This window comes from Pseudomonas sp. 2835, from assembly GCF_050435905.1.
In the GTDB taxonomy this organism is placed as follows: domain Bacteria; phylum Pseudomonadota; class Gammaproteobacteria; order Pseudomonadales; family Pseudomonadaceae; genus Aquipseudomonas.
The window spans coordinates 58,213-81,541 of the sequence record NZ_JBNDLE010000017.1 but is presented as its reverse complement, the minus strand read 5'-3'; the positions used below and the strand labels follow the sequence as shown (position 1 = coordinate 81,541).

Genomic DNA, 23,329 nt, shown 5'->3' with positions numbered 1-23,329 from the left:
GGGCGTTGAGGGAGCCTGCCCGGGCGCACCGGATTGGGCCCGCTTGCACCATCGGATGGCATAGCCAGCGGGCCAGGCCTTATCATTGCCAAACATTCCGAGAGATGAAACACCGCCGCCAATGAACCAAGTGGTTTTGAAAAACGCCGAACAACTGGCCCTGATGCGCAATGCCGGGCAATTGCTCAGCCAGGTATTCGCTCACCTCGACAGCTTCATTGCTCCCGGGGTCAGCACCCTGCAGATCAACGACCGGGCCGAGGCGTTTATCGTCGATGTGCTCAAGGCGCGCCCGGCGAGCAAGGGCCAGTACGGCTTTGCCTATTCGCTCAACACCTCGGTCGACCATGTGGTGTGCCACGGCGTGCCGCATGCCGATGAGGTGCTCAAGGCCGGCTCCATCGTCAATGTCGACATCACCCTCGAGCAAGGCGGCTACATTGCGGACTCGTCAAAGATGTACTGCCTCGGGCAGATCGACGCCGCTGCCCGGCAACTGGTCGACACCACTTATGCCGCGCTCTGGCAGGGCATTCGCCAGGTGCGCCCGGGTGCGACCCTGGGCGATATCGGCCATGCCATCCAGCGCCATGCCGAAGCAGCGGGCTACAACGTGGTGCGCGAATACTGCGGCCACGGCATCGGCCGGCAGATGCACGAGGCGCCCGAGGTGCTGCACTACGGCCACAAGGGCAGCGGCCTGCAGCTTAAGCCGGGCATGGTGTTTACCATCGAGCCGATGATCAATCAGGGCGGGCGCGGGGTGCGTACCCTCAAGGACGGCTGGACGGTGATCACCCGCGACCGCAGCCTGTCGGCGCAATGGGAGCACACCATCGCCGTCACCGCCGACGGTTTTGAGGTGCTGACCCTGCGCGAAGAAGAGCGCGCCATGCTGGCCCACGCTTAAGTCAGTTTGCCGCGCACCGCGCGGCTCTCTACAATCCGCGCCATTACGGCCGGCACCTGCACATTTTCCTACCGGCCCCGGAGCTTTTTCATGGAAGAAATCGAGCAGCACTGGCTGTACGCCCTTTCCGCCCCCATGGTCGCCCTCAACGGCGCCAGCTACACCGCCGCGACCTACTTCGAGACTTACGACGAAGACGAGACCGACCTCAAGAAGTGGTGGGGCATCAACAATCGCCAGGAGCTGCTGGACATGCTCAGCATGGCCGACACCGGCCATGCCATGCAGGTCAAGGACGCTTATTGGCAAGCCGCGCGCTGCTTGCCCAGCGAATGGCCGCAGGTGCTTGAACCGCTGACCCCGCGCCAGCGCATCCAGTACGAATTCGCCCGGCGTACCCTCGGCGACTGCGGCCAGGGCGGTGTGCGTGCCTGGGACCTGGGGCGCATGAGCTACCTGCTGCGCGCCGGGTTGCGCAAGGGTTACCTCAGCATTGATGAAAGCCTCTGGCTGCACAGCCGCCTGGCCCTGCGCGCACGCCACTACTACAACGGCTGGGACCGCTACCTGGCCGGCTACCTGTTCGGCAAGGCGCTGTGGAACTGCTCCAGCGCCAGCGATGAAGAGCTGGCGCAGTGCCTGGACCGCCAGGGCAGCGAACACTGGAACCGCTGCATCATGATGAACATGAGCCAGGACGCCCTGGAGTTTTTCGCCAACATCCCCTGGGACCTGCCGCTCAATCCGCCGGAGCGTCCTCAGACCCTGCAAGGAGGCTGGTCATGAGCTGCTGGATTCGCCTGGGCATCGAGCCGACCAACGACCCCGATGTCATCCGCGGCGCGTACCGGGCGCTGTTGCCGCAGCACCACCCGGAAACCGACCCGCAAGGTTTCCAGGCCTTGCGCGAGGCCTATGAGCACGCCCTGCGCCTGGCCCGCGACGAGCCGGAAGAGGCCGCTGAGGACGCTGAGGACGCTGAGCACGACCAATCGGCGCCGGTGCGCAATGCCCTGATCGAACAGACCATGAGCGACTTTTCCAGGTTGCTCGGCGACCCTACCCGTCGCTTCGATCCCCCGGCCTGGCAGGCGTTCATCGATGGCTTCAGCAGCCTGACCCTGGGTGACCAGGAACAGGTCAGCTGGCACCTGTTGTACCGGCTGATGGAAACCGGCCCGTTGTCGCACGCCTGCGTGCAACTGATGGCCCGGCACCTTGGCTGGGAAAACGAAGTGCTGCGCCTGGAAGATCCGCGCCAGGCTGATGAATTTCTTGAACGCATCAGCGAGCCGGACCCGTTTGACACCAGCTTGATGAAGCACTGGTCGATGCAAGCGCAAATCGAAACCCTGTGGTACGCCAGGAACCTGGAATTTCTCTACCACACCCGGCCGCTGTTCGAGTTCGAGAGCTTCGTCACCCTGCACACCTGCCAGCCGCTCCCGGATGACCAGGCGTTTATCCAGCGCCTGCTGGTCAAGCTGTGCCAGGCCAGCATCGGCAGCAGCAGCTTCTTTGCCCTGATCGCCGAGCAGCAACGCCAGGCGCCGGACGATATCGACCTGCTGTACTTGCTCGCCTGCCAGGCCAGCGACACCGGCCAGGAAGAACTCGCCCGCCAGTGCTGGACCCGCCTGTGGCGCGAGCACCAGCATCCAGAAGCCGCACGCTGGCTGCTCAACCTATGCGCCAAGCATCAACCGCAGCGTTTGCCGCTGTTGATCCAGGCCCTCGACCGCCTGGAGCCGGTGTATGAATGGCCGCAAGATCTGAACGATCCGGCACAGATCTGGGGCAGCCCCTCACAGCGCCCGGAAACCCTGACGCGCTGGTTCGACGCCGCACGTGAGGAGCACGAAGGTATCGCCGGCGAGTTCATCAAATGGCGCCTGGACGGTAAAGACGAACTACCGTTGCTGGCCTGGCTGCTCGACGACCAGATGGACCGCCAGCTGCAGCGCCTGTACCGCCACGCCTGGGCCCTGCACCGCGGTGACAGCGGCCTGCTGCGGCAAATCATCGCCGAACCGCTGGGCAATGACCCGCTCGACCAGTTGATTATCGAAGGCTTCAAGTACCAGGCCGAACAGCAATTGCGCTGGCTCGAACAGTCGCCGCTGGCCCTGGCCCTGACCGCCTTCATCAACAGCCCGGCGGCGCAGCCGCAACTGCCCGAGGTGCTGCAGGAAGGCGCCGGCCAGTCAGTGGCCCGCGACTGGCTGCGCCGGATGCGCAGCTACCCGGCCGCGACCTTGCCGAAACTGACCGCACTGATCAAACCGGCCAACCTGATGCCGACGCCTTTCGGCGTGCAGTTGTTGTCCGACCTCGCCGAAGCCGGCATCGAACTGCCACGCCCGCCTGCCGACGATGGCCTGTGGACCTGGCACCGGCAGAACCTGTTCATGCTTGCCCTGGTCGAGCAGCCCGAGCGCTGGCTGGCGATGGTGCCGGCAACCTTGTTGTCCAGCCTGCCGTACCCGGCCGAGCATCCGTTTGCCGGGCTGCAGCAGTTGCTGCTGCGCCTGCGCAGCCAGCAAGGCAACGTCGATGGCCTGCTCGGCTGGCTGGACGACAGCGACCCGCTGCAGTGCTTTATCGGCGAGCGCTTGTCGACGGTGCAACAAGCCCTGGACAGCGCCAAGCTGCCCAGCAACCTGAAACTCTACGCCTGCCTTGAGAATGACCCGCACGCCTTTGATGAAGACGTGCTGGGCATGATGGTGCTGTGCGCCATCCTTTATCACGACCCGACCCTGAACGCCGAACAGCATGGCAGCCTGCTGCGACGCATCTCTACCCTGACCTGCCCGGATGACTGGTTCGAACCGTTTCGCAACGGCCTGATCAAGGGCGAGCCGGTGCGCCCGCCGCGCAAGGTGCTGGAAGAAGACGAACTGATCAACAGCACGCTGTTCTACAGCATGCTCGACAGCCTCAAGGACCTGGCCCGCTACGGCCGCGCCGGGGTGCCGCGGGCCAAGGTGCTCAAAGAGCTGCAGCGCGGCAAGGATTACCCGGGCATGGACGCCGGCATTCGCGCAGCGCTCACCGCCTTGCTGTCGTGGTCCGAGCGCCTTTTGCTGGAGAACTCCGGCAGCCAGCCGGTACCTGCCGCGCACCTGTGGAAACTGGGCAGCCGCCTGGGCCGCAAGGGCTATGGTGTGCAGGTGGCCGTGAGCATCCTTCTCGGGCCGATCCTGACCCTGATGGCCGGCAGCGCGATCGAGCAGATCTTCTTTGGCCTGCTGTTCGTCGGCGTGCTTGGCAGCGCCACCCTGCGTCGCCTGCACGACATTGGCCGGGGCATCCCGATGATGATCATCTTCGTGATGCTGATCCCGTTCCTGCAGTTCTTGCCGCTGGTGCTGTTGCTGCTACCCGGGGAACCGCTGCCCAACCGTTACGGCGTGCCGCCCGGCGATCAGCCCCAGGACACCCTGCAGGGTGGTCTGCAGGCTGCCCTGCGGCGGCTCAACGGTCAGTAACGCATGTCGTCCAGCGCCTCGATGAGGCGCTGGCGGGCACCGGCGATCTCGGTCGACTCCTGGCCGGCCAGGATCGCGCTGAACTCTTTGAGCCAGTCGCCAATTGCATCGCGCTCAGCCCCCAGGCTCTGTGCCCAGGCCCGTTCCAGGCGGGCCAGCAAGGTGCGGTTGGGCAAGGCGTCGCGTGGGTGGATCTTCAGCCCGGCCAGGCGCTCATGACTGGCCTGGCGCGCCTCGTCATCCAGCCCGGTGGGGCTGCGATCGATCACGTGGCTGAATTGTTCGCGCGTCTGCGGCAAGGTCACATCGACTTCCAGCAGGCCGTTGATGTCATAGCTGAAACGCACGTCCAGGCGCTGGATCTTGCCGTTCGGGGTCAGCGGGATGTTGAAGGAATCAACAAAGATGTTGTCTTCGACCCACGGCCGCTCGCCTTGATAGACGCGGATGCTGATGGCTTTTTGCTCAACATGGGTGCTGTAGAACGGCTTGATCCGTGAGGTAGGGATCACCGTATTGCGATCGATGATCGGCGCAAAGACTTCGGTCTGGTATTCACCGTCCATCGCGGCAATCCCCAGGGTATAGGGGCAGACATCGGTGAGGATCAGCTCTTCGATCGCCGAATCGCGCGCCTTGCACGCTGCCTGGGTGGCGGCGCCGAGGGCAACGATGGTGTCCGGGTCGAGGTGGCGGTACGGCAGGCGGCCGAACAGGGTCGAGACCATCTGCTGGACCACCGGCATGCGCGTGGCACCACCCACCAGCACCAGGCTGTCGAGGTCGCTGGCGCGCAAGCGGGCATCGCGCAGGGCCTGTTCGATCGGCGCACGAATCCGCGCCAGCAAGGGCGCCCAGATCTTCTGCGCGCGGGCTTCATCGAGCGACCACTGGCGGCTGACGCCGTCACCGTTCCAGCTCAGGTGCTGCTCACCCTCGCCCAGCTTGCACTTGAGCTGCTCAATGGCATCGGCAAGGCTGGCCAGGGCTTGTGGCGCGAGCATCGTCGGCTTGAGCTGCCAGTCTTGCAGGCAGGCCTGCAGCAAGGCGCCGGTAAAATCTTCGCCGCCGAGGAAGTTGTCGCCGGTCGAGGCATGTACCTCGATCAGCGGCAGCGCGTATTCGAGCACGGTGACGTCGAAGGTGCCGCCACCGAGGTCGAAGATCAGCGTGCGTTCGAACTTCTGCTCGTGCAGGCCGTAGGCCATGGCTGCGGCAGTCGGTTCGTTGATCAGGCGCTGGACTTTCAAACCGGCAAGCTCGGCGGCAAAGCTGGTGCGCTTGCGCTGCTCGTCGCTGAAGTAAGCCGGCACGGAAATCACTGCTTCACTGATCGGGCAACCAAGGAAGGCCTCGGCATCGGCCTTGAGCGCACCGAGCACCAGCGCCGAGAGTTCTTCGGGGCTGAAGGCCTGTTCACCGAGGCTGATCTTTTTCTCGCTGCCCATGAACCGCTTGAAGGCAGCAGCCGTGCGTTGCGGATGGGTGGTCAGGCGTGAACGGGCGGCCTTGCCGACCAGGATGCTACCGTCTTCGTCGAGGCTGACCACTGAAGGCGTGAGCACGTCGCCAAGGGCGTTGGGGATCAGTTGTGCCCGGCCATCCCGCCAGACCGCCACCAGGCTATTGGTGGTGCCCAGGTCGATACCCAGCATTGGCGCCGGGGAAGTGCTTGCATCCTGCATGTGCGATCTCTTGCTCAGAAGTGGGGCTGGCACGGAGAAAAACAGTAGCGTCCCAGCGTACTGGTGGATTCTGGACGAATTCCGGAAACAAAAAAAGCGACCCTAAGGTCGCTTTCTTTGTGGCTTCAGGGTGTTCAGTGGGCCCTGAAGCTAAATATGGCGCAGCGGACGGGACTCGAACCCGCGACCCCCGGCGTGACAGGCCGGTATTCTAACCGACTGAACTACCGCTGCGCGATACACTGAGAAGTGGTGGGTGATGACGGGATCGAACCGCCGACCCTCTGCTTGTAAGGCAGATGCTCTCCCGGCTGAGCTAATCACCCTTCGTCTCGGTGTGGCGCGCATTCTACGGAGCACCGAACACTCTGGCAAGCACTTTTTTAAAAAATTTTTTCAGGCGTTCCAAAGACTTAGCGGTGCTTGGCCTGAAGCGTCCGCTCGGAGTTTAATGCCCTCCTTATGTGTTGAGGAGAGATTCACCCCATGTGGTTCAAAAACCTGCTGACCTACCGCCTGACCCAGGACATCCCGTTCGACCCCGAGGCACTGGAAACCGCTCTGGCCAGCAAGCCGGCTCGCCCCTGCGCCAGCCAGGAGTTGACCACGTACGGCTTCGTCGCCCCGTTCGGCAAAGGTGAAGACGCGCCTCTGGTGCATGTCAGCGGTGACTTCCTGCTGATCGCCGCGCGCAAAGAAGAACGCATCCTGCCCGGCAGCGTCGTGCGCGATGCGGTTAAAGAGAAGATCGACGAGATCGAAGCCGAGCAGATGCGCAAGGTCTATAAGAAGGAGCGCGACCAGATCAAGGACGAGATCATCCAGGCTTTCCTGCCGCGCGCCTTTATTCGCCGCTCGATGATCTTCGCCGCCATAGCCCCCAAGCAAGGCCTGATCCTGGTCAACTCGGCCAGCGCCAAGCGTGCCGAAGACCTGCTATCGACCCTGCGTGAAGTCATCGGCTCGCTGCCGGTGCGCCCGGTGACCGTCAAGATCGCCCCGAGCGCGACCATGACCGACTGGGTCAAGACCCAGCAAGCGGCGCCGGACTTCTATGTACTGGACGAGTGCGAACTGCGCGACACCCACGAAGACGGCGGCATCGTGCGCTGCAAGCGCCAGGATTTGACCAGCGACGAGATCCAGCTGCACCTGGGTACCGGCAAGGTGGTCACCCAGCTGTCGCTGGCCTGGCAGGACAAACTGTCGTTCGTGCTCGACGATAAAATGGTCATCAAGCGCCTGCGCTTTGAAGAACTGCTGCAGGACCAGGCCGAAGAAGACGGCGGCGACGAGGCCCTGGGCCAGCTCGATGCCAGCTTCACCCTGATGATGCTGACCTTTGGCGAGTTCCTGCCGGCGCTGTTCGAGGCGTTGGGTGGGGAGGAGATCCCGCAGGGGATCTGACTTTAAGCTGCAAGCTGCAAGCTTCAAGCTGCAAGAAAGAGCAACAGCCATGCGCGCTGCCTTTGCTTGCAGCTTGTCGCTTGCAGCTGATAGCTTATGCCCCCTGTGAGGACGGCCTCACGACGCACCGCGTGACCATTCCGGGGACGGCCCCATCACTTGATGGAGACTCTGCATGTCCTGGATTATCCTGTTTTTCGCCGGCCTGTTCGAAGTCGGCTGGGCCGTCGGCCTGAAATACACCGACGGCTTTTCCCGTCCGCTACCCACCGTACTCACCATCGGCGCCATGGTCATCAGCCTCGGCCTGCTGGGCCTGGCCATGAAAGAACTGCCGCTGGGCACCGCCTATGCCATCTGGACCGGGGTCGGCGCCGTCGGCACGGTGATCGCCGGGATCATCCTGTTCGGCGAATCCATGGCCCTGGTGCGCCTGGTCAGCGTGGCGCTGATCATCTGTGGCCTGGTCGGGCTCAAGGTCAGCGCCAGCTGACCCCGCCCTACCCTGTCAGCGTGAGTCGCCGCGCAAGGCGCTGACCCGCTCACGCAGCAGCGCCGGCTCTGCCGCTTCTACCGGAACGGCAGAACCGGCCACCAGAGTCACCCGCGACCACAAGCGGCGAAAGAAGCCCTTGGCCGGATCGCGACTGAAGAAACTCCCCCACAAGCCCTGCAACGCCATCGGGATCACCGGTACCGGCGTCTGCTCGATGATCCGCCGCAAGCCGCCCTTGAACTCGTCGATTTCACCGTCGCTGGTCAGTTTGCCTTCAGGGAAGATGCACACCAGCTCGCCATCGGCCAGGTACGCAGCGATCTGCTTGAAGGCCCGCTCGTAGGTCTGGGCATCTTCATTGCGCCCGGCAATCGGAATCGCGCCGGCGGTGCGGAAGATGAAGTTGAGCACCGGCAAGCGGTAGATCTTGTAGTACATGACGAAGCGAATCGGTCGGCGCACCGCCCCACCGATCAGCAACGCATCGACGAACGACACATGGTTGCACACCAGCAGCGCCGCACCCTGATCAGGAATCTGCTGCAAATCGCGGTGCTCGACGCGGTACATGGAATGGCTGAGCAGCCAGATCATGAAGCGCATGGTGAACTCGGGAACGATGCGGAAGATGTAGAAATTCACCGCAATATTGAGCAGCGACACCACCAGAAACAGCTGCGGAATGCTCAGCTTGAGGAAACTCAGCAGCACCACGCTGAAGATCGCCGAGACCACCATGAACAGCGCGTTGAGGATGTTGTTGGCGGCAATCACCCGCGAGCGTTGATCCTCCGGGGTACGCGACTGGATCAGCGCATACAGCGGCACAATATAGAAGCCACCGAACACGCCCAGGCCGAGAATCGACCCCAGCACCCACCAGGCCTGGGCAATGCCCAGCACCGCCAGCCAGTCATACGGCGCGGCCGCCGGCTGGATCTCGCCGGAGTGCCACCACCAGAGCAAGCCGAACAGGCTCAGGCCAAAGGAGCCGAACGGCACCAGGCCGATTTCCACCTTGTGCCCACTCATGCGCTCGCACAGCAACGAGCCGACGGCGATGCCCACCGAGAACAGGGTAAGGATCAGGGTCACCACGGTCTCGTCGCCATGCAGCCATTGCTGGGCGTAACCAGGGATTTGCGTCAGGTACACCGCACCGACAAACCAGAACCACGAGTTGCCGACGATCGAGCGCGACACCGCCGGCGTCTGCTTGAGGCCCATGCGCAAGGTGGCCATCGTTTGGCTGGCGATGTTCCAGTTGAGTTTAAGCTGCGGGGTGGACGCTGCGGCGCGCGGGATGCCGCGGCTGGCCAGGTAGCCCAGCACCGCCACCAGCACCACCGCCGACGCGGCCCAGATGCCGTAATTGACACTGGACATCAGCACCCCGGCACAAATGGTACCGGCCAGGATCGCCAGGAAGGTGCCCATTTCCACCAGGCCATTGCCGCCGACCAGCTCTTGCTCGCGCAAGGCCTGGGGCATGATCGAATACTTCACCGGGCCGAACAGCGCCGAGTGGGTACCCATGCCGAACAACGCCAGGAGCATCAGCCCCGGGATCTGGTTCAGGATGCCGATGGCCCCGACCGCCATGATCGCGATCTCGGCCAGCTTGATCACGCGGATCAAAGCGTCCTTGGCGTACTTCTCGCCAAACTGCCCGGCCAGCGCCGAGAACAGGAAGAACGGCAGGATGAACATCAAGGCGCAGGCATTGACCCAGATGGCAGTGTCCTGACCGTGGGGGCTGGCGATCTTGTAGAGAAACAGCAGGATGACCGACTGCTTGAACAGGTTGTCGTTGAACGCACCCAGCGACTGGGTGACGAAGAACGGCAAGAAGCGCCGTTTGCCAAGCAGGCTGAATTGTGAAGATTGACTCATCGTCCGTGTACCTGAGTGGGGCTTTGTTATTGGATACGCGCAGGCCGCACAAAGCCACAAACACCCAGGTAAATGCAATCTACTTGTTCAGCCCGGCAATGCATGGCGATACGAACAGCTCGCCATGCCAGGCGCCGCGCAAGGTCAGGGCAGTAACCAGCAACCACAGCGCCGCCAGCGCTACCACCAGCACCATGCCCATGTCATGGAAGAAGCCCAGGCCCAGCCAGTTCGCCAGTTTCAGGGTAGCCAGGGTGTACACCCCGAGCGGGAAGGTAAAGCCCCACCAGCCGAGGTTGAACGGCATGCCATGACGGATGTAACGAAGGGTGATCAGCACGGCAGTCAGCAGCCACCAGAGCCCCGCGCCCCACAGCACGATGCCGGCGATCAGGCCCAGGCCACGAGCGATGTCACCCAGGTTGCCGAGGCCGTTGGCGGCGAAGACCGCCGGGGCATCGGCGCCCAGCAGCAACATGCCCAGAGCACCGGTACCGATCGGCCCCAGGGCCAGCCAGCTCGACGCGGCCATATTGGCCTGCGGCAGTTTGTGCAGGGCCATGCGCAGCATGAGGATAGTGAGGATGCTGAACGCCACCGGCAACGACACTGCCCACAGCACATAGCTGGTGATCAGCACCTGGAACTGCGTGTGCGTATCCATCAAGTGCGGCGCCAGCAGGCCGCCGCTGGCAGCGGCCACTTCCGCCGCCACCACCGGCAGCAACCACACGGCGGTCATCTGGTCGATGCTGTGTTCCTGACGGGTGAACATCAGGTAGGGAATGGCCACGCCGCACAGCAGCGCCAGGCCGACGTCGAACCACCACAGCGCCTCGACCCACGGCAGGATGCCCTCGCCCCAGCGGTTGATGCCGAACACCAGGCAGCCGTTGAGGATGGTCGCCAGGCCCATGGGGATGGTGCCGAAGAACATCGATACGGTGGAATGGGCGAAGATCCGCCGCGCTTCGTCAAAGAACATGATCCAACGCGCGGTGTACAGCAGGGTAAACAGCACGAACAGGCCGATGGTCAGCAACCACAGCGATTCGGCCAGGTGGTGCAGAACTGGTACATCGACCTGTGCCAGGGCCAGGGCGAGTACGCCGGTGCCCATGGTCGCGGCGAACCAGTTGGGGGTGAACTGACGGATCACTTCACGCGGGTGCGCCAGCTGGCTCAGCGGGCGTAACGGCGAGGTGCGGGTTTGGCTGCAAGACATGATGGATTCTCCTGTCCTCCGGTGAGGTTGTATCCATCTTAGGCCGGGAAAATATATCTATATAACGGGTATTTTCTCTATCTGTTATCGGTTTTACAGATATACAAATTTCACTGCCAGCGGCGTATGCTCGGCAGCGATAACAACAAGGACGTGGTCACTCAATGCTCACCGCTCTCAAAGGTTACTCGGCGCAGGTACGCCTGCTGCTGGTAACGACCTTCATCCTCACCCTCGCCCGTGCAATTACCCTGCCCTACCTGGTGGTCTACCTGGCGCAGAACTTTGCCCTGGATATCAGCGGCATCGGCCTGATGATCGGCGGTGCACTGATCGTCGCCTCGTTGCTGAGCCTGTATGGCGGCTACCTGATCGACACCCTGCGCAGCTACACGGTGATAATCGCCGCGACCCTGACCTTTACTTTGGCCTTTATTGGCGCGGTGGTCAGCCGCGAACTTAGCCTGTTCTTCACCTGCCTGGTGCTGATCAACCTGGCCCTGGCGGTAGTGGACATCGCCGCAAAAGCTGGCTTTTGTGCACTGCTGCCGCTGGAAGAGCGCAGCGAGGTGTTCTCGATCAAGTACACCCTGAGCAACGTCGCCTACGCGGTTGGGCCCTTTGTCGGTGTGGCGCTGGTGCTGCTGGATGATCACCTGCCGTTCTTGCTCTCGGCGTTGCTGGGCCTGGCCATGTGCCTGAGCTACCAACGCTGGGGCGAGCGCGTGGCGCGGGCGCGGGTCGAAGGCGGCGAACAGGCCGGTTTCTTCAGCGTTGGCGTGCAACTGGTCAAAGATCGCCGGCTGATCTGCTTCACCCTCGGTGGCGCCTTGAGCGCGGTGGTGTTCGGGCAGTTCACCGCCTACCTGTCGCAGTACCTGGTGGTGACCAGCAGCGCCAGCGAGGCGGCGCGCTACATCAGCTACCTGGTAGCCACCAACGCGGTGACGGTGATTGCCTTGCAGTACGTGATTGGCCGGCGCATCAGCAGCCGCCAGTTGATGCCCTGGCTGATCGCCGGCATGGCGTTGTTCCTGGTCGGGCTGCTGGGCTTCTCGCTGGCGCAAACGCTGCTGGTCTGGTGCCTGGCGATGCTGGTGTTCACCCTTGGCGAAATCATCGTCATCCCCGCCGAGTACATGTTCATCGACAGCATTGCCCCGGAACATCTGCGCGGCGTGTATTACGGCGCACAGAACCTGTCCAACCTCGGCGCGGCGCTGGGCCCGGTGATCTGCGGCTTTGCCCTGGCTCATCTGGTGCCGGTGGCGACCTTTTACCTGCTGATTCTTTCGGTGTTGCTGGCGGCGCTGTTCTATTACCTGGGGGCTCGGCACTGAGGGGATTGCGACCGCTACGCGCTCGATCGCTGGCAAGGCCAGCTCCCACAGGGTCCGGTACAAGCAGATCTATTGTGGGAGCCGGCGTTGCCGGCGATGACGCCAGTACCGTCAGCCGCGGGACAAAGCCTGCAGCGGCAAACTCAGAACCGCCGCCACGGCGCACAAGACGATGACCCCCAAGGCGTACACCTCGCCGGTCGGCACCAGGCCGAAGCTGCGCACCATCCACCCGGCCAGCATGGCGGGCACGCAAAACGCCAGGTAGCTCAGCACATAGAACGTCGCCATCAGCCCAGCACGCTCGTGGGCTTCGGCCAGCGGCATGATGCTGCGTAACGCGCCGAGGAAGCTGGCGCCAAAGCCAGTGCCGGTGACTACCGTGGCCAGGAAAAACAGCCCCAGTTCACCGCGATGCAACGCCAGCAGGATCAACAGCATGCCGGCCGGCAACACCGCGGTGCCCAGGCGCAGGATCTGCCCGGCCGGGCGCTGGCGCAGGTTGTAGATCGCCACGGCACCGGTCACTGTCAACGCCGCTACCAGGCCGCCACCCACCAAATTCGAGGTTGCCCCGGTGGCCTCGCGCGCCAGTGATGGCGCCAGCGACAGGAAGAACCCACCCAGCGCCCAACCGGCGACGTTCACCGGCAACATCCGCCACACCGCAGCCCGCGCCTGGTGCGGTACATGCAGGGCCGGGCGCAAGGATCCCAGGGCGCCGGGCTGGCGGCTGACGCTCTCGGGCAGATGCCACACCAGCAAGGCCAAGGCCACGAACAGCCCGAGCAACAGCCAGTAGGCCAAACGCAGCGGCCATGGCGCAAATTCCACCAGCAAACTGGTACCCAGGGCGCCACTGGCCATGCCGAGCAAGGGTGTCAGGCTATTGACCAGCGGTCCCTGCTCGCGGTCGATATCCAGCAACGCAGCGCCCAGCACACTGGTGGCCATGCCGGTGGCGAAGCCTTGCACAATCCGCGCAGCAATCAACCAACCGACACTGTCGGCCTGCAGGAACAACAGCATGGAAACGCTTTCCAGCACCAAGGCAGTGAAGATCAGCGGCCGCCGCCCCAGGTAGTCCGACAGCGAACCGACCGTCAACAGCGCCGCCAGCAGGCTGAGCGCATACACGGCGAAGATCAGCGTCAGGGTCACCGCCGAGAACTGCCACGCTTGCTGGTACAGATGATACAAAGGCGTCGGGGTGCTCGAGGCGGCAAGAAACCCAAGCAGGGCAATAGCCAAAAACATCAGACGAAATCGCCGTGAGGCTGGGGCTTTGGACAACATGAACATGATCAGCACTCCGCTAAAGCAATTATTTAGCTTTTGCGCAGTCTGCTCGCCTTCATTCCTTAACGCAAACCCTTTGTGTTAAGGTCGACCGATGGCGATTAAAGAAGGTATTCGCACGGGTGGGCGCAGCGCCCGTGTGCAGGCATCGGTACATGCGGCGGTACGCGAACTGCTCAAGGAGCAGGACCGCGCGAGCCTGACCGTGCCGCAAATTGCCGCTCGCGCCGGCGTCACCCCGTCGACCATCTACCGGCGCTGGGGCGAACTGGCCGCCTTGCTCGCTGACGTCGCCGTCGAGCGCGTGCTGCCCGACGTGGCGCCGCTGGACACCGGCGAGCTGCGCACCGACCTGCGCGCCTGGGCCGAACAGTACCTCGACGAAATCACCTCCGAGCCCGGCCGCAACCTGATGCGCGACGTGCTCAGCAGCGCCTGCCCGGGTTACTGCACCAACATCCTGCGCGGGCAACTGCAGGTCATCCTCGACCGCGCCCAGGCGCGCGGCGAGGCCCTGCCGGACATCGAGCGCCTACTGGATCTGCTCGTCGCACCGACCGTCTACCGCACCTTGTTCGCCGAAGCCCCGCCGACTCTGGAACAGCTCTACAGCCTGCTTGACCTGGCCTTGCCCGGCTAAGACCTGCGACGCTCTGCCACTGCGACCATCGTCGGCGCTGACGAAGCCTTTGCGGCGTGCCAGACTGATTGATCGAGGTTCGCTGTCAGGCTGGAATCACCCTTTTGTTTCGGAGTTGTCATGTCGCTGTCCAGTGGGCTGATCGCCGTGGTCGCCCTGGCCTATATGGCCATCATGTTCGCCATCGCCTTCTACGGCGACCGCCGCAGCACACCGTTGCCGCCGCGTCTGCGTGCCTGGGTGTACAGCCTGTCGCTGGCGGTGTACTGCACCAGCTGGACCTTCTTCGGCGCCGTCGGCCAGGCCGCCGAACAACTCTGGGCGTTCCTGCCGATCTACCTGGGCCCTGTCTTGCTGTTGTTGTTTGCGCCCTGGGTGCTGCAGAAGATGGTGCTGATCAGCAAACAGGAAAACATCACCTCGATCGCCGACTTCATCGCCGCCCGCTATGGCAAATCCCAGAGCCTGGCGGTGGTGGTGGCGCTGATCTGCCTGATCGGCGTGCTGCCGTACATCGCCCTGCAGCTCAAGGGTATCGTGCTTGGCGTCAACCTGCTGATCGGTGCCGGCGCCGACGCCACCGGCAGCCGCGTGCAGGACACCGCACTGGTGGTGTCGCTGGTGCTGGCGCTGTTCTCGATTGTCTTTGGTACCCGCAGCCTGGACGTCACCGAGCACCACCGCGGCATGGTCCTGGCGATTGCCTTCGAATCGCTGGTAAAACTGCTGGCATTCCTCGCCGTCGGCGCCTTCGTCACCTTCGGTCTGTTCAACGGTTTCGAAGACCTGTTCAGCAAGGCGCAACTGGCGCCACGCCTGGAAGGCTTCTGGAACGAGACCATCAACTGGCCGTCGATGATCGTGCAGACCGGCGTGGCGATGATGGCGATCATCTGCCTGCCGCGCCAGTTCCACGTCACCGTGGTAGAGAACATCGAACCCCAGGACCTGCGCCTGGCGCGCTGGGTGTTTCCGATGTACCTGATCCTCGCTGCGCTGTTCGTGGTGCCGATCGCCCTGGCCGGGCAGATGCTGTTGCCTGACTCGGTGCTGCCCGACTCCTTCGTGATCAGCCTGCCGCTGGCCGAAGCGCATCCGGCGCTGGCGCTGCTGGCCTTTATCGGCGGCGCGTCGGCGGCCACCGGCATGGTCATCGTCGAGGCCGTGGCGCTGTCGACCATGGTTTCCAACGACATGCTGCTGCCCTGGCTGCTGCGGCGCAACAATGCCGAGCGCCCGTTCGAGGCCTTCCGCCACTGGATGCTCTCGGTGCGCCGGGTGACCATCGTCGTCATCCTTTTGCTGGCCTATGTCAGCTACCGCCTGCTCGGCTCTACCGCAAGCCTTGCGACCATCGGCCAGGTGGCGTTTGCCGCCGTGACCCAGCTGACCCCGGCCATGCTCGGCGCCCTGTACTGGAAGCAGGCCAACCGCCGCGGGGTGTTCGCGGGGCTGGCCGCCGGGGTGTTCCTGTGGTTCTACACCCTGGTGTTGCCGATTGCCGCCCATAGCCTGGGCTGGTCGCTGGAGCTGTTCCCGGGCCTGGCCTGGCTGCATGGCAACCCGCTGAACCTGCCGATCACGCCGCTGACCCAGGGCGTGGTGCTGTCGCTTGCGGGCAACTTCACCCTGTTCGCCTGGGTATCGATCCTCTCGCGCACGCGGGTGTCCGAGCACTGGCAGGCCGGGCGCTTCATCGGCCAGCAGACCAGTGCCCGCCCCAGCAGCCGTTCGCTGCTGGCGGTGCAGATCGACGACCTGCTGCACCTGGCCGCACGCTTTGTCGGTGAAGAGCGCGCGCGGCAAAGCTTCATCCGTTTTGCCTACCGCCAGGGCAAGGGTTTCAACCCCAACCAGAACGCCGACGGCGACTGGATCGAACACACCGAGCGCTTGCTTGCCGGTGTACTGGGCACCTCCTCGACCCGCGCGGTGGTCAAGGCCGCGATCGAAGGCCGCGACATGCAGCTTGAGGACGTGGTGCGCATCGCCGACGAAGCCTCGGAAGTGCTGCAGTTCAACCGCGCCCTGCTGCAAGGGGCGATCGAGAACATCAGCCAGGGCATCAGCGTGGTCGACCAGTCGCTGCGCCTGGTGGCCTGGAACCGCCGCTACCTGGAGCTGTTCAATTACCCCGACGGGCTGATCAGCGTCGGCCGGCCGATTGCCGACATCATCCGCTACAACGCCGAGCGCGGCCTGTGCGGCCCGGGCGAGGCCCAGGTGCACGTGGCCAGGCGCCTGCATTGGATGCGCCAGGGCCGCGCGCACACCTCCGAGCGCTTGTTCCCCAACGGCCGGGTGATCGAGCTGATCGGCAACCCGATGCCCGGCGGTGGTTTCGTCATGAGTTTTACCGACATCACCCCGTTCCGCGAAGCCGAACAGGCGCTCAAGGGCGCCAACGAAAGCCTGGAACAACGGGTTGCAGAACGCACCCATGAACTGTCGCAACTGAACCAGGCCCTGAGCGAAGCCAAGAGCCACGCCGAGGCCGCCAACCAGTCCAAGACCCGCTTCCTCGCAGCGGTCAGCCACGACCTGATGCAGCCGCTGAACGCCGCGCGGCTGTTCTCGGCGGCGCTGTCGCATCAGGGCGATGGCTTGTCGGCCGATGCCCAGCAACTGGTCCAGCACATGGACAGCTCGTTGCGTTCGGCCGAAGAGCTGATCAGCGACCTGCTGGACATCTCTCGCCTGGAAAACGGCAAGATCACCCCGGACGTCAAACCCTTCGCCCTCAACGAGCTGTTCGACACCCTCGGCGCCGAATTTAAAGTGCTGGCCCAGCAGCAAGGCCTGGATTTCCGCCTGCGCGGCAGTCGCCTGCGGGTACAGAGCGACATGAAGCTGCTGCGGCGCATCCTGCAGAACTTTTTGACCAACGCCTTCCGCTACGGCAAAAGCCCGATTCTGCTCGGTGTGCGCCGTCAGCAAGGACGCTTGTGGCTGGAGGTCTGGGACCGCGGCAGCGGCATCGCCGATGACAAGCTGCAGGTGATTTTCGAGGAGTTCAAACGCCTGGACAGCCACCAGACCCGCGCAGAAAAAGGCCTGGGGCTTGGCCTGGCGATCGCCGACGGCCTGTGCAAGGTCCTTGGGCATCCGCTGGAGGTGAAATCGTGGCCGGGCAAGGGCAGCGTGTTTCGCGTCAGCGTGCCGCTGGCCACGGCGCCGGCGGTCGCGGTGGCGAGCCCTGCCGAGCAGGCCGGACAGCCGCTGGCCGGCATGCAGGTGCTGTGCGTCGACAACGAAGACAGCATCCTCATCGGCATGAACAGCCTGCTCAGCCGCTGGGGTTGCCAGGTGTCCACTGCGCGCAACCGTGCAGAGTGCGAAGCCTTGCTGGCAAGCGGCCTGCGCCCGCACCTGGCGCTGGTCGACTACCACCTGGACGACGGCGAGGTCGGCACCGAGCTGATGGCCTGGCTACGCACGCGCCTGGGCGAGCCGGTCCCTGGCGTGGTGATCAGCGCCGACGGGCGCAGCGAGATGGTCGCCCAGGTGCATGCCGCCGGCCTCGACTACCTGGCCAAGCCGGTCAAGCCGGCGGCCCTGCGCGCCCTGCTCAATCGGCATCTGAGCCTGGTCCAGTAAGGGCGCTGGCGGCCAGCGGGTCGCCTTCGCTCATGGCCCGTTCGAGCAGGTCGGGCGGCAAGCTCTTGCTGGCCCGGGCGCCGAGCAGCTTGAGCTGTTCGCTGCGGCTGATCAGGTTGCCGCGCCCTTCGCAAAGCTTGTTGCGCGCTGCGCTGTAGGCTTTGTCGACCTGCTGCAGGCGGTTGCCCAGCTCGTCCAGGTCCTGGATGAACAGCACAAACTTGTCGTACAGCCAGCCGGCGCGCTCGGCAATTTCCCGGGCGTTCTGGCTCTGGCGTTCCTGCTTCCACAGGCTGTCGATGACCCGCAAGGTAGCCAGCAGGGTGGTCGGGCTGACGATCACGATCTGGCGGTCGAAGGCCTCCTGAAACAGGTTCGGCTCTGCTTGCAGGGCGGCCGAGAACGCCGCCTCGATGGGCACGAAGAGCAGGACGAAATCCAGGCTGTGCAAACCTTCGAGGCGGTTGTAATCCTTACCGGACAAACCTTTGACATGGTTGCGCAGCGACAGCACGTGCTGCTTGAGCGCCGCCTGGGCGATCTCGCTGTCGTCGGCGGCAACATACTGCTGGTAGGCGGTCAGGCTGACCTTGGAGTCGACCACCACCTGCTTGTCGCCCGGCAGCATAATCAGTACGTCGGGCTGGAAGCGCTCACCGTCGGCGCTCTTGAGGCTGACCTGAGTCTGGTATTCGCGGCCCTTCTCAAGCCCGGCGTGCTCCAGCACCCGCTCCAGAATCAACTCGCCCCAGTTGCCCTGAGTCTTCTGGCCCTTGAGCGCCTGGGTCAGGTTGGTGGCTTCATCGCTCAGGCGCAGGTTGAGCTGCTGCAGGCGTTCCAGTTCCTTGGCCAGCGAAAAGCGCTCGCGGGCTTCTTGCTGGTAGCTGTCTTCAACGCGTTTTTCGAAGGCCTGGATGCGCTCCTTGAGCGGATCGAGCAACTGCCCAAGGTGTTGCTGGCTGGTCTGGGCGAAGCGCTGCTCGCGCTCATCGAAGATCTTTGTGGCCATTTCGGCGAACTGCGCGCGCAACTCGTCTCGCGAGCCCTGCAGGTCGTCGAGGCGTTGCTGGTGGCTTTCCTGCTGTTCGCGCAGTTCGGCGCTCAGGGCTGCGCTCTGAGCGTCCAGGCGGCGCAATTCGGCCTCACGGCTGGCGCGTTCGAGCTGCCAGGCGTGGGCGGCGTCGCGGGCTTCGTCGCGATCGATCTGCAACAGCTCAAGCTCGCGGGCCTGGGCGGCCAGGGTGGCCTGCTTGGCGGCGTTGGCCTGGCTCAGGTCGCTGATTTCATCGCGGCTGGCATCGAGCTGGGCGAGCAGGCCTTCCTGGGCCAGTTGCACACTGCTCAGGCGCTCCTCGAGCAAGGCCGCCTCGGCCTGGCGCGCACTCAGGCGCCGTTGCACCTGCAGTACCAGCGCCAGACACGGCACCGCCGCCACCACGATACCCAGCACAATGCTGGTCAGATCCACTGCCATAGCCACCCCGATCTCCCTCGGCCAACGATCAACGGCTCAGCTTATCAGCCTTGGGCCTGCGCGCCGCACTCAGGCTTCAGGCAATTGCCTGAGCAGGCGCACGGCCTCCTGCGAACCCTGGGCTGCCGCCTGCTCGAGCCAGTAACGGCCCTGGGCGGGTTCGTTCAGTTGCCCCAGGGTGCACAGCCGGCCGTACTCGAGCTGAGCCCGGCGATCACCGGCCCGCGCCGCCTGGCGCAGCAGCTCATGACCGATCCGGCGGTCGCGGGCATTGCCGCAATCACGGCAAAGCATTTGCCCCAGGCGGCTCTGGGCCACCACCACGCCCTGACGCGCCGGCTGCTTGAGCAAGCGTCCGGCAAAGTGTTTAACGTTGGGGTTGTCACCCAGGCGTGGGCTGTCGAGCAACCACAAGGCAACCTTCAAGGAGAAGCGCTTGGGCTCGGGCAGGGGCGTCTGGGCAGCAGGGGCAACGAGGGTTTTGGAGCGAAACTTCATAAAAAACAGCGAAGGCAACTCGAGAGGCGCGCCACTCTACTCCATTTTTCTGACAATGGCCCGGTGCTTTTCTACACTTTTTTCAAAATATTTCAGTGTTTTTTTCTTGACGTCAGGGCGACCATTTTGCCCCTGACAGAAGACGGTCGAAGGATTGTCAGACACCGGACAAAAAGCTGGCACGCCCGTCCTAGAGCAAGCGCTCGGGACAATCCACAGAAGCTGTGGATAACTCGGTGGACAACCCCCTAAACCACCCCGCAAACCCCTATGGAATGGGGCTTTCAGTCAAACTGTCGATTTTTTCACCAGCTAAAATTAGTGTTTTTTTTCATTGACTTAAGGCTACGGCCAAGTCATTGGCGGCCAATTGCCGCCTTGTTGCAGTGCTGTAACAGCGGCCGCCCCAAGTGTGTACAACCGCCCTTGAACGAGGCACTTCGCTGCACGAAATTGACACGTTCCCTGCCTCAAGGCACTGCAAAGCCGGTGAATTAGCACTTCACAGACCGCCTGGAACGCGACATACTGATCGGCTCGCCAAACGAAAAGCGATAGTGCTTGCCATAACCGGTAAACTTCTGTAGTCTTGCCGCCGTTAGTACCAAGCTGAAAGTCAATTCTGGCCAAAGCAGTCCTTACAGTGCCCTGCCCCCTCACATCGGACAGGCCTGTTGAAACCAGGACCGGCCCACTCGATGGTTCCCCAGGTAAATCACTTCTTACTCTGACCGAACCAACCTGCAGATTGATCAGGATCTTCACCCAGCGGCATTGAACCCGACCCTGGCTGTTGCCTGCCCTCTGACGTACCTACCAGTCAGCCCCAGCGCCACATGATAAATGCGCCCAAAACTGGCTGCCCTGTTCCAGTCAGGTTCTTCGCACTGGCTTAAATGCCCGCGTCACTGGAACGTTTTATATGTGCACGGATCGAAACCGTGTCTATTGCAGGAACATCTAATAACTATGAATCACTCTACTCATACTCAGGCTGCCATTCGCACCCTTTCCCAGGCATTTGCCCCTCTGAACTGCTTGATCCTGGCGTCGCGCAAAGGCGGCTTCAGCTTCACCCTGGTCAACGAGCACGGCATTGCCCGTCACAGCGAGCGCCTGTACCCGGAGCAATACTCCGAAGCCGAGCCGCTGCAGGCCGTCATCGAGCGTACCCGTCAGGCCCTGGTGGCCTGATCCGCACGACGCTGCAAACGCTCAAGCCCTGCCCTCTGGCGGGGCTTTTTATTGCCTGCAGGAAGGGGCTGGGTAATTGCCGTACGGCATATGATTTATAACTAAAAGCCGCAAATGTTTTAAAAACAGGCCTTTACAGCGTGAATATGACACTACACTTCAACTCAAGCGGCAATGGCCGCTTCCGGCGGGCCTGACCGACTCACCAGCTGCCAAGCTCCAGCGTCCGCCGGCCAATTTCCAGTTCGAGGGCATCATGGGTATCGCCGCGAGCGAGTTGAGCCAGTTCGTCATTCGTCCGACCCTGATCTACCTGGGCCGCCACTGCGCCAGCGCCGAAGCCCTGCTGCTCGGCGTCGCCGCCAGCCAGTCGGCACTCGGCTCAGCATTGCACGACCGCCGCGGCCACGGCCTGTATCGCATTGGCGAACTGCGCCACCAAAGCCTTTGGGACCAGTTTCTGGCCCGCGACCCGGACCTCGCCAGCCTGGTCCGCGGCCTGGCCAGCCAGCATGCCTTCCTCAGCGGCCCGCACCTGGAGCTGACCGTCAACCTGCGCTACGCCACAGCCATCGCCTGGATGCTGATCGAAGAACAGGCCCCTAAACTGCCCGCCGCCGACGATCTGCTCGGCCTGGCACGCATCTGGCGACAAACCTTCCAACCCCAGGGACGCCTGCGCGATTTCACTTGCGCCTGGCAAACCTGCATCGCTCCTGTGACTCTTCAAGCCTGCTGAGAGTCACTGCTTTCCATAATCGGAAAATTCCCGCCATTTTGGTCGGATTGTCCTACAAAACCGCTCTATCTCCTGCGATACAGCCTATAGCGCTGCGGGCGAACTGATGGTAATTTTCGCCCCGGAGATCCCAAGGAGTTCTAATAATGAAAAAAGTAATGCTCAAAACCTCTCTCAGCCTCGCCGTCACTCTCGCCTCGACTCAACTGTTCGCCAGTGGCTTTGCCCTCAACGAACAAAGCGTCAGTGGCATGGGCACAGGTTTCGCGGGTCGTTCTTCTTCTGCCGATGATGCCAGCACCGTATTCGGCAACCCTGCCGGTATGTCGCGCCTGAAACGCGAACAGATCACTGTTGGCGGCGCCGCCGTCATCGCCAAATCCGATATCTCCGGGGGCGGGCGCCCAGGTGGCACCACCGACGGCGACATGGTGCCGTTCGTTGGCGTGCCCATGGGCTACTACGTCAAGCCTCTGGATGAGCACTGGACCGTAGGTTTCGGTGTCTACGCGCCGTTCGGCCTGGTCACCGACTACGAGAGCACTGCCGCCAGCCGTTACTGGGGCAAGAAAAGCCACGTCGAAGTGGTCACCTTCCAGCCAACCATCAGCTATGCCTTCAACGACAAGGTATCGATCGGTTTCGGCCCGACCATCAACAAGATCAAGGGTGAGTTGAGCGCCAACACCCTGAACCCGCGCACCCCGGGTTTCAACGATGGCGAAGTGAAGATCAAGGGTGACGACACTGCCGTCGGCTACAACATCGGCGTGCTGGTCCAGGCCACCGACAAGACCCGCCTGGGCCTGACCTACCACTCGATGGTCGACTACAAGCTCGAAGGCAACACCAAGATCAACAACGCCCTGATCGGCCCGTTCAGCGGCAGCAAGTTCGATGCTGAACTGAAAATCAAGACCCCTGAGTCGGTCGACTTCTCGGTTACCCACGAACTGGATGACCAGTGGACTATCTACGCCGGTAGCACCTGGACCCGCTGGAGCCGCCTGGAAGCCATCACCGTCACCAACGACGTTCCTGCCCCGCTGGCCGGCCAGTTCGGCACCATCAGCGAAGAGCAGAACTGGCACGACACCTGGGCCCACGCCATCGGCGCGTCCTACAAGCTGAACAAGGAGTGGGTACTGCGTACCGGCTTCACCGTCGACCAGTCGCCGACCAACAACCACGACCGTTCGCCACGCATCCCGACTGGCGATCGCAAGATCTTCAGCCTGGGCGCCGGCTACAGCCCAACCGACGACGTGACCATCGACCTGGCTTACTCCTACCTGTGGGAAGAAGACACCAAGGTCAACCTGGCCAGCCCGACCAAGGGTTCGTACAACGCCAAGTACGAAAACAGCGCTCACGGCATTGGCGCGTCGCTGACCTATCGCTTCTGATAACAGCGCCGCAACGAAAAACCGCCTTCATCGGC

The 23,329-nt window shown here is 63.1% G+C and carries 17 protein-coding genes and 2 tRNA genes; 11 read left to right on the top strand and 8 right to left on the bottom strand.

Going from position 1 to position 23,329, the window contains the following annotated elements:
* Positions 1 to 121 precede the first annotated feature (121 nt).
* The 3 genes from map (at position 122) to ABIE20_RS21240 (ending at position 4,401) form a co-directional block, all read left to right on the top strand.
* On the top strand, positions 122 to 910 hold the full coding sequence (gene map / locus ABIE20_RS21250; protein ID WP_429507130.1) for a type I methionyl aminopeptidase: 789 nt from the start codon (positions 122 to 124) through the stop codon (positions 908 to 910).
* 90 nt (positions 911 to 1,000) lie between these two features.
* Complete coding sequence (locus tag ABIE20_RS21245) at positions 1,001 to 1,696, top strand: DUF1266 domain-containing protein (RefSeq protein ID WP_429507128.1); 696 nt, start codon at positions 1,001 to 1,003, stop codon at positions 1,694 to 1,696.
* Positions 1,693 to 4,401, top strand: a complete 2,709-nt coding sequence (locus ABIE20_RS21240; protein WP_429507126.1) for a DUF805 domain-containing protein — start codon at positions 1,693 to 1,695, stop codon at positions 4,399 to 4,401. Before ABIE20_RS21245 ends, ABIE20_RS21240 begins: the two co-directional genes overlap by 4 nt.
* Here ABIE20_RS21240 and ABIE20_RS21235 read toward each other — a convergent pair.
* The 3 genes from ABIE20_RS21235 to ABIE20_RS21225 form a co-directional block, all read right to left on the bottom strand.
* Positions 4,395 to 6,086, bottom strand: coding sequence for an Hsp70 family protein (locus tag ABIE20_RS21235; RefSeq protein WP_429507125.1), 1,692 nt, complete (start codon positions 6,084 to 6,086; stop codon positions 4,395 to 4,397). The genes ABIE20_RS21240 and ABIE20_RS21235 overlap by 7 nt on opposite strands.
* 157 nt (positions 6,087 to 6,243) lie before the next feature.
* Positions 6,244 to 6,320 (bottom strand) — tRNA-Asp (locus ABIE20_RS21230).
* Between the two features lie 16 nt (positions 6,321 to 6,336).
* Positions 6,337 to 6,412: transfer RNA gene (locus tag ABIE20_RS21225), tRNA-Val, on the bottom strand.
* 160 nt (positions 6,413 to 6,572) lie between these two features.
* On the opposite strand from ABIE20_RS21225, the gene rdgC reads away from it, so the two are divergent.
* Positions 6,573 to 7,493, top strand: a complete 921-nt coding sequence (gene rdgC, locus ABIE20_RS21220; protein ID WP_045195499.1) for a recombination-associated protein RdgC — start codon at positions 6,573 to 6,575, stop codon at positions 7,491 to 7,493.
* A gap of 175 nt (positions 7,494 to 7,668) precedes the next feature.
* The gene (gene sugE, locus ABIE20_RS21215) at positions 7,669 to 7,986 is read left to right on the top strand and encodes a quaternary ammonium compound efflux SMR transporter SugE (protein ID WP_130265825.1); all 318 of its coding nucleotides are present in this window, start codon (positions 7,669 to 7,671) and stop codon (positions 7,984 to 7,986) included.
* A gap of 15 nt (positions 7,987 to 8,001) precedes the next feature.
* Here sugE and ABIE20_RS21210 read toward each other — a convergent pair whose 3' ends face one another.
* On the bottom strand, positions 8,002 to 9,882 hold the full coding sequence (locus tag ABIE20_RS21210) for an MFS transporter (RefSeq protein WP_429507124.1): 1,881 nt from the start codon (positions 9,880 to 9,882) through the stop codon (positions 8,002 to 8,004).
* Positions 9,883 to 9,961: 79 nt separating this feature from the next.
* Positions 9,962 to 11,107 carry a TDT family transporter gene (locus ABIE20_RS21205; RefSeq protein WP_429507123.1) on the bottom strand — a complete coding sequence of 382 codons (1,146 nt, stop codon included), beginning with the start codon at positions 11,105 to 11,107 and terminating at the stop codon, positions 9,962 to 9,964.
* A gap of 164 nt (positions 11,108 to 11,271) precedes the next feature.
* Here ABIE20_RS21205 and ABIE20_RS21200 point away from each other — a divergent pair, with 164 nt between their 5' ends.
* Positions 11,272 to 12,447, top strand: coding sequence for an MFS transporter (locus ABIE20_RS21200; RefSeq protein WP_429507122.1), 1,176 nt, complete (start codon positions 11,272 to 11,274; stop codon positions 12,445 to 12,447).
* A 111-nt stretch (positions 12,448 to 12,558) separates the two neighbouring features.
* Here the strand turns inward: ABIE20_RS21200 and ABIE20_RS21195 are convergent, their stop codons facing one another.
* Positions 12,559 to 13,749, bottom strand: coding sequence for an MFS transporter (locus tag ABIE20_RS21195; protein ID WP_429507120.1), 1,191 nt, complete (start codon positions 13,747 to 13,749; stop codon positions 12,559 to 12,561).
* A gap of 91 nt (positions 13,750 to 13,840) precedes the next feature.
* On the opposite strand from ABIE20_RS21195, the gene ABIE20_RS21190 reads away from it, so the two are divergent.
* Both ABIE20_RS21190 and ABIE20_RS21185 read left to right on the top strand, forming a co-directional pair.
* Entirely contained in the window at positions 13,841 to 14,386 is a 546-nt protein-coding gene (locus ABIE20_RS21190) for a TetR/AcrR family transcriptional regulator (RefSeq protein ID WP_429507119.1), read from the top strand.
* A gap of 120 nt (positions 14,387 to 14,506) precedes the next feature.
* Complete coding sequence (locus ABIE20_RS21185; RefSeq protein ID WP_429507117.1) at positions 14,507 to 17,983, top strand: PAS domain-containing hybrid sensor histidine kinase/response regulator; 3,477 nt, start codon at positions 14,507 to 14,509, stop codon at positions 17,981 to 17,983.
* Here the strand turns inward: ABIE20_RS21185 and rmuC are convergent.
* Positions 17,955 to 19,343, bottom strand: coding sequence for a DNA recombination protein RmuC (gene rmuC, locus ABIE20_RS21180; protein ID WP_429507171.1), 1,389 nt, complete (start codon positions 19,341 to 19,343; stop codon positions 17,955 to 17,957). The two genes, ABIE20_RS21185 and rmuC, sit on opposite strands and share 29 nt — an antisense overlap.
* Before the next feature lie 183 nt (positions 19,344 to 19,526).
* Positions 19,527 to 19,955 (bottom strand): tetratricopeptide repeat protein, encoded by a 429-nt coding sequence (locus ABIE20_RS21175; protein WP_429507116.1) that lies wholly within the window; start codon positions 19,953 to 19,955, stop codon positions 19,527 to 19,529.
* Positions 19,956 to 20,924: 969 nt separating this feature from the next.
* Here ABIE20_RS21175 and ABIE20_RS21170 point away from each other — a divergent pair.
* The 3 genes from ABIE20_RS21170 (at position 20,925) to ABIE20_RS21160 (ending at position 23,294) form a co-directional block, all read left to right on the top strand.
* The gene (locus tag ABIE20_RS21170) at positions 20,925 to 21,149 is read left to right on the top strand and encodes a hypothetical protein (RefSeq protein ID WP_045195514.1); all 225 of its coding nucleotides are present in this window, start codon (positions 20,925 to 20,927) and stop codon (positions 21,147 to 21,149) included.
* Positions 21,150 to 21,405: 256 nt separating this feature from the next.
* Positions 21,406 to 21,888: a hypothetical protein gene (locus tag ABIE20_RS21165; protein WP_429507114.1), complete on the top strand. Its 483-nt coding sequence runs from the start codon at positions 21,406 to 21,408 to the stop codon at positions 21,886 to 21,888.
* Between the two features lie 146 nt (positions 21,889 to 22,034).
* Complete coding sequence (locus tag ABIE20_RS21160) at positions 22,035 to 23,294, top strand: OmpP1/FadL family transporter (RefSeq protein ID WP_429507113.1); 1,260 nt, start codon at positions 22,035 to 22,037, stop codon at positions 23,292 to 23,294.
* Positions 23,295 to 23,329: the final 35 nt, after the last annotated feature.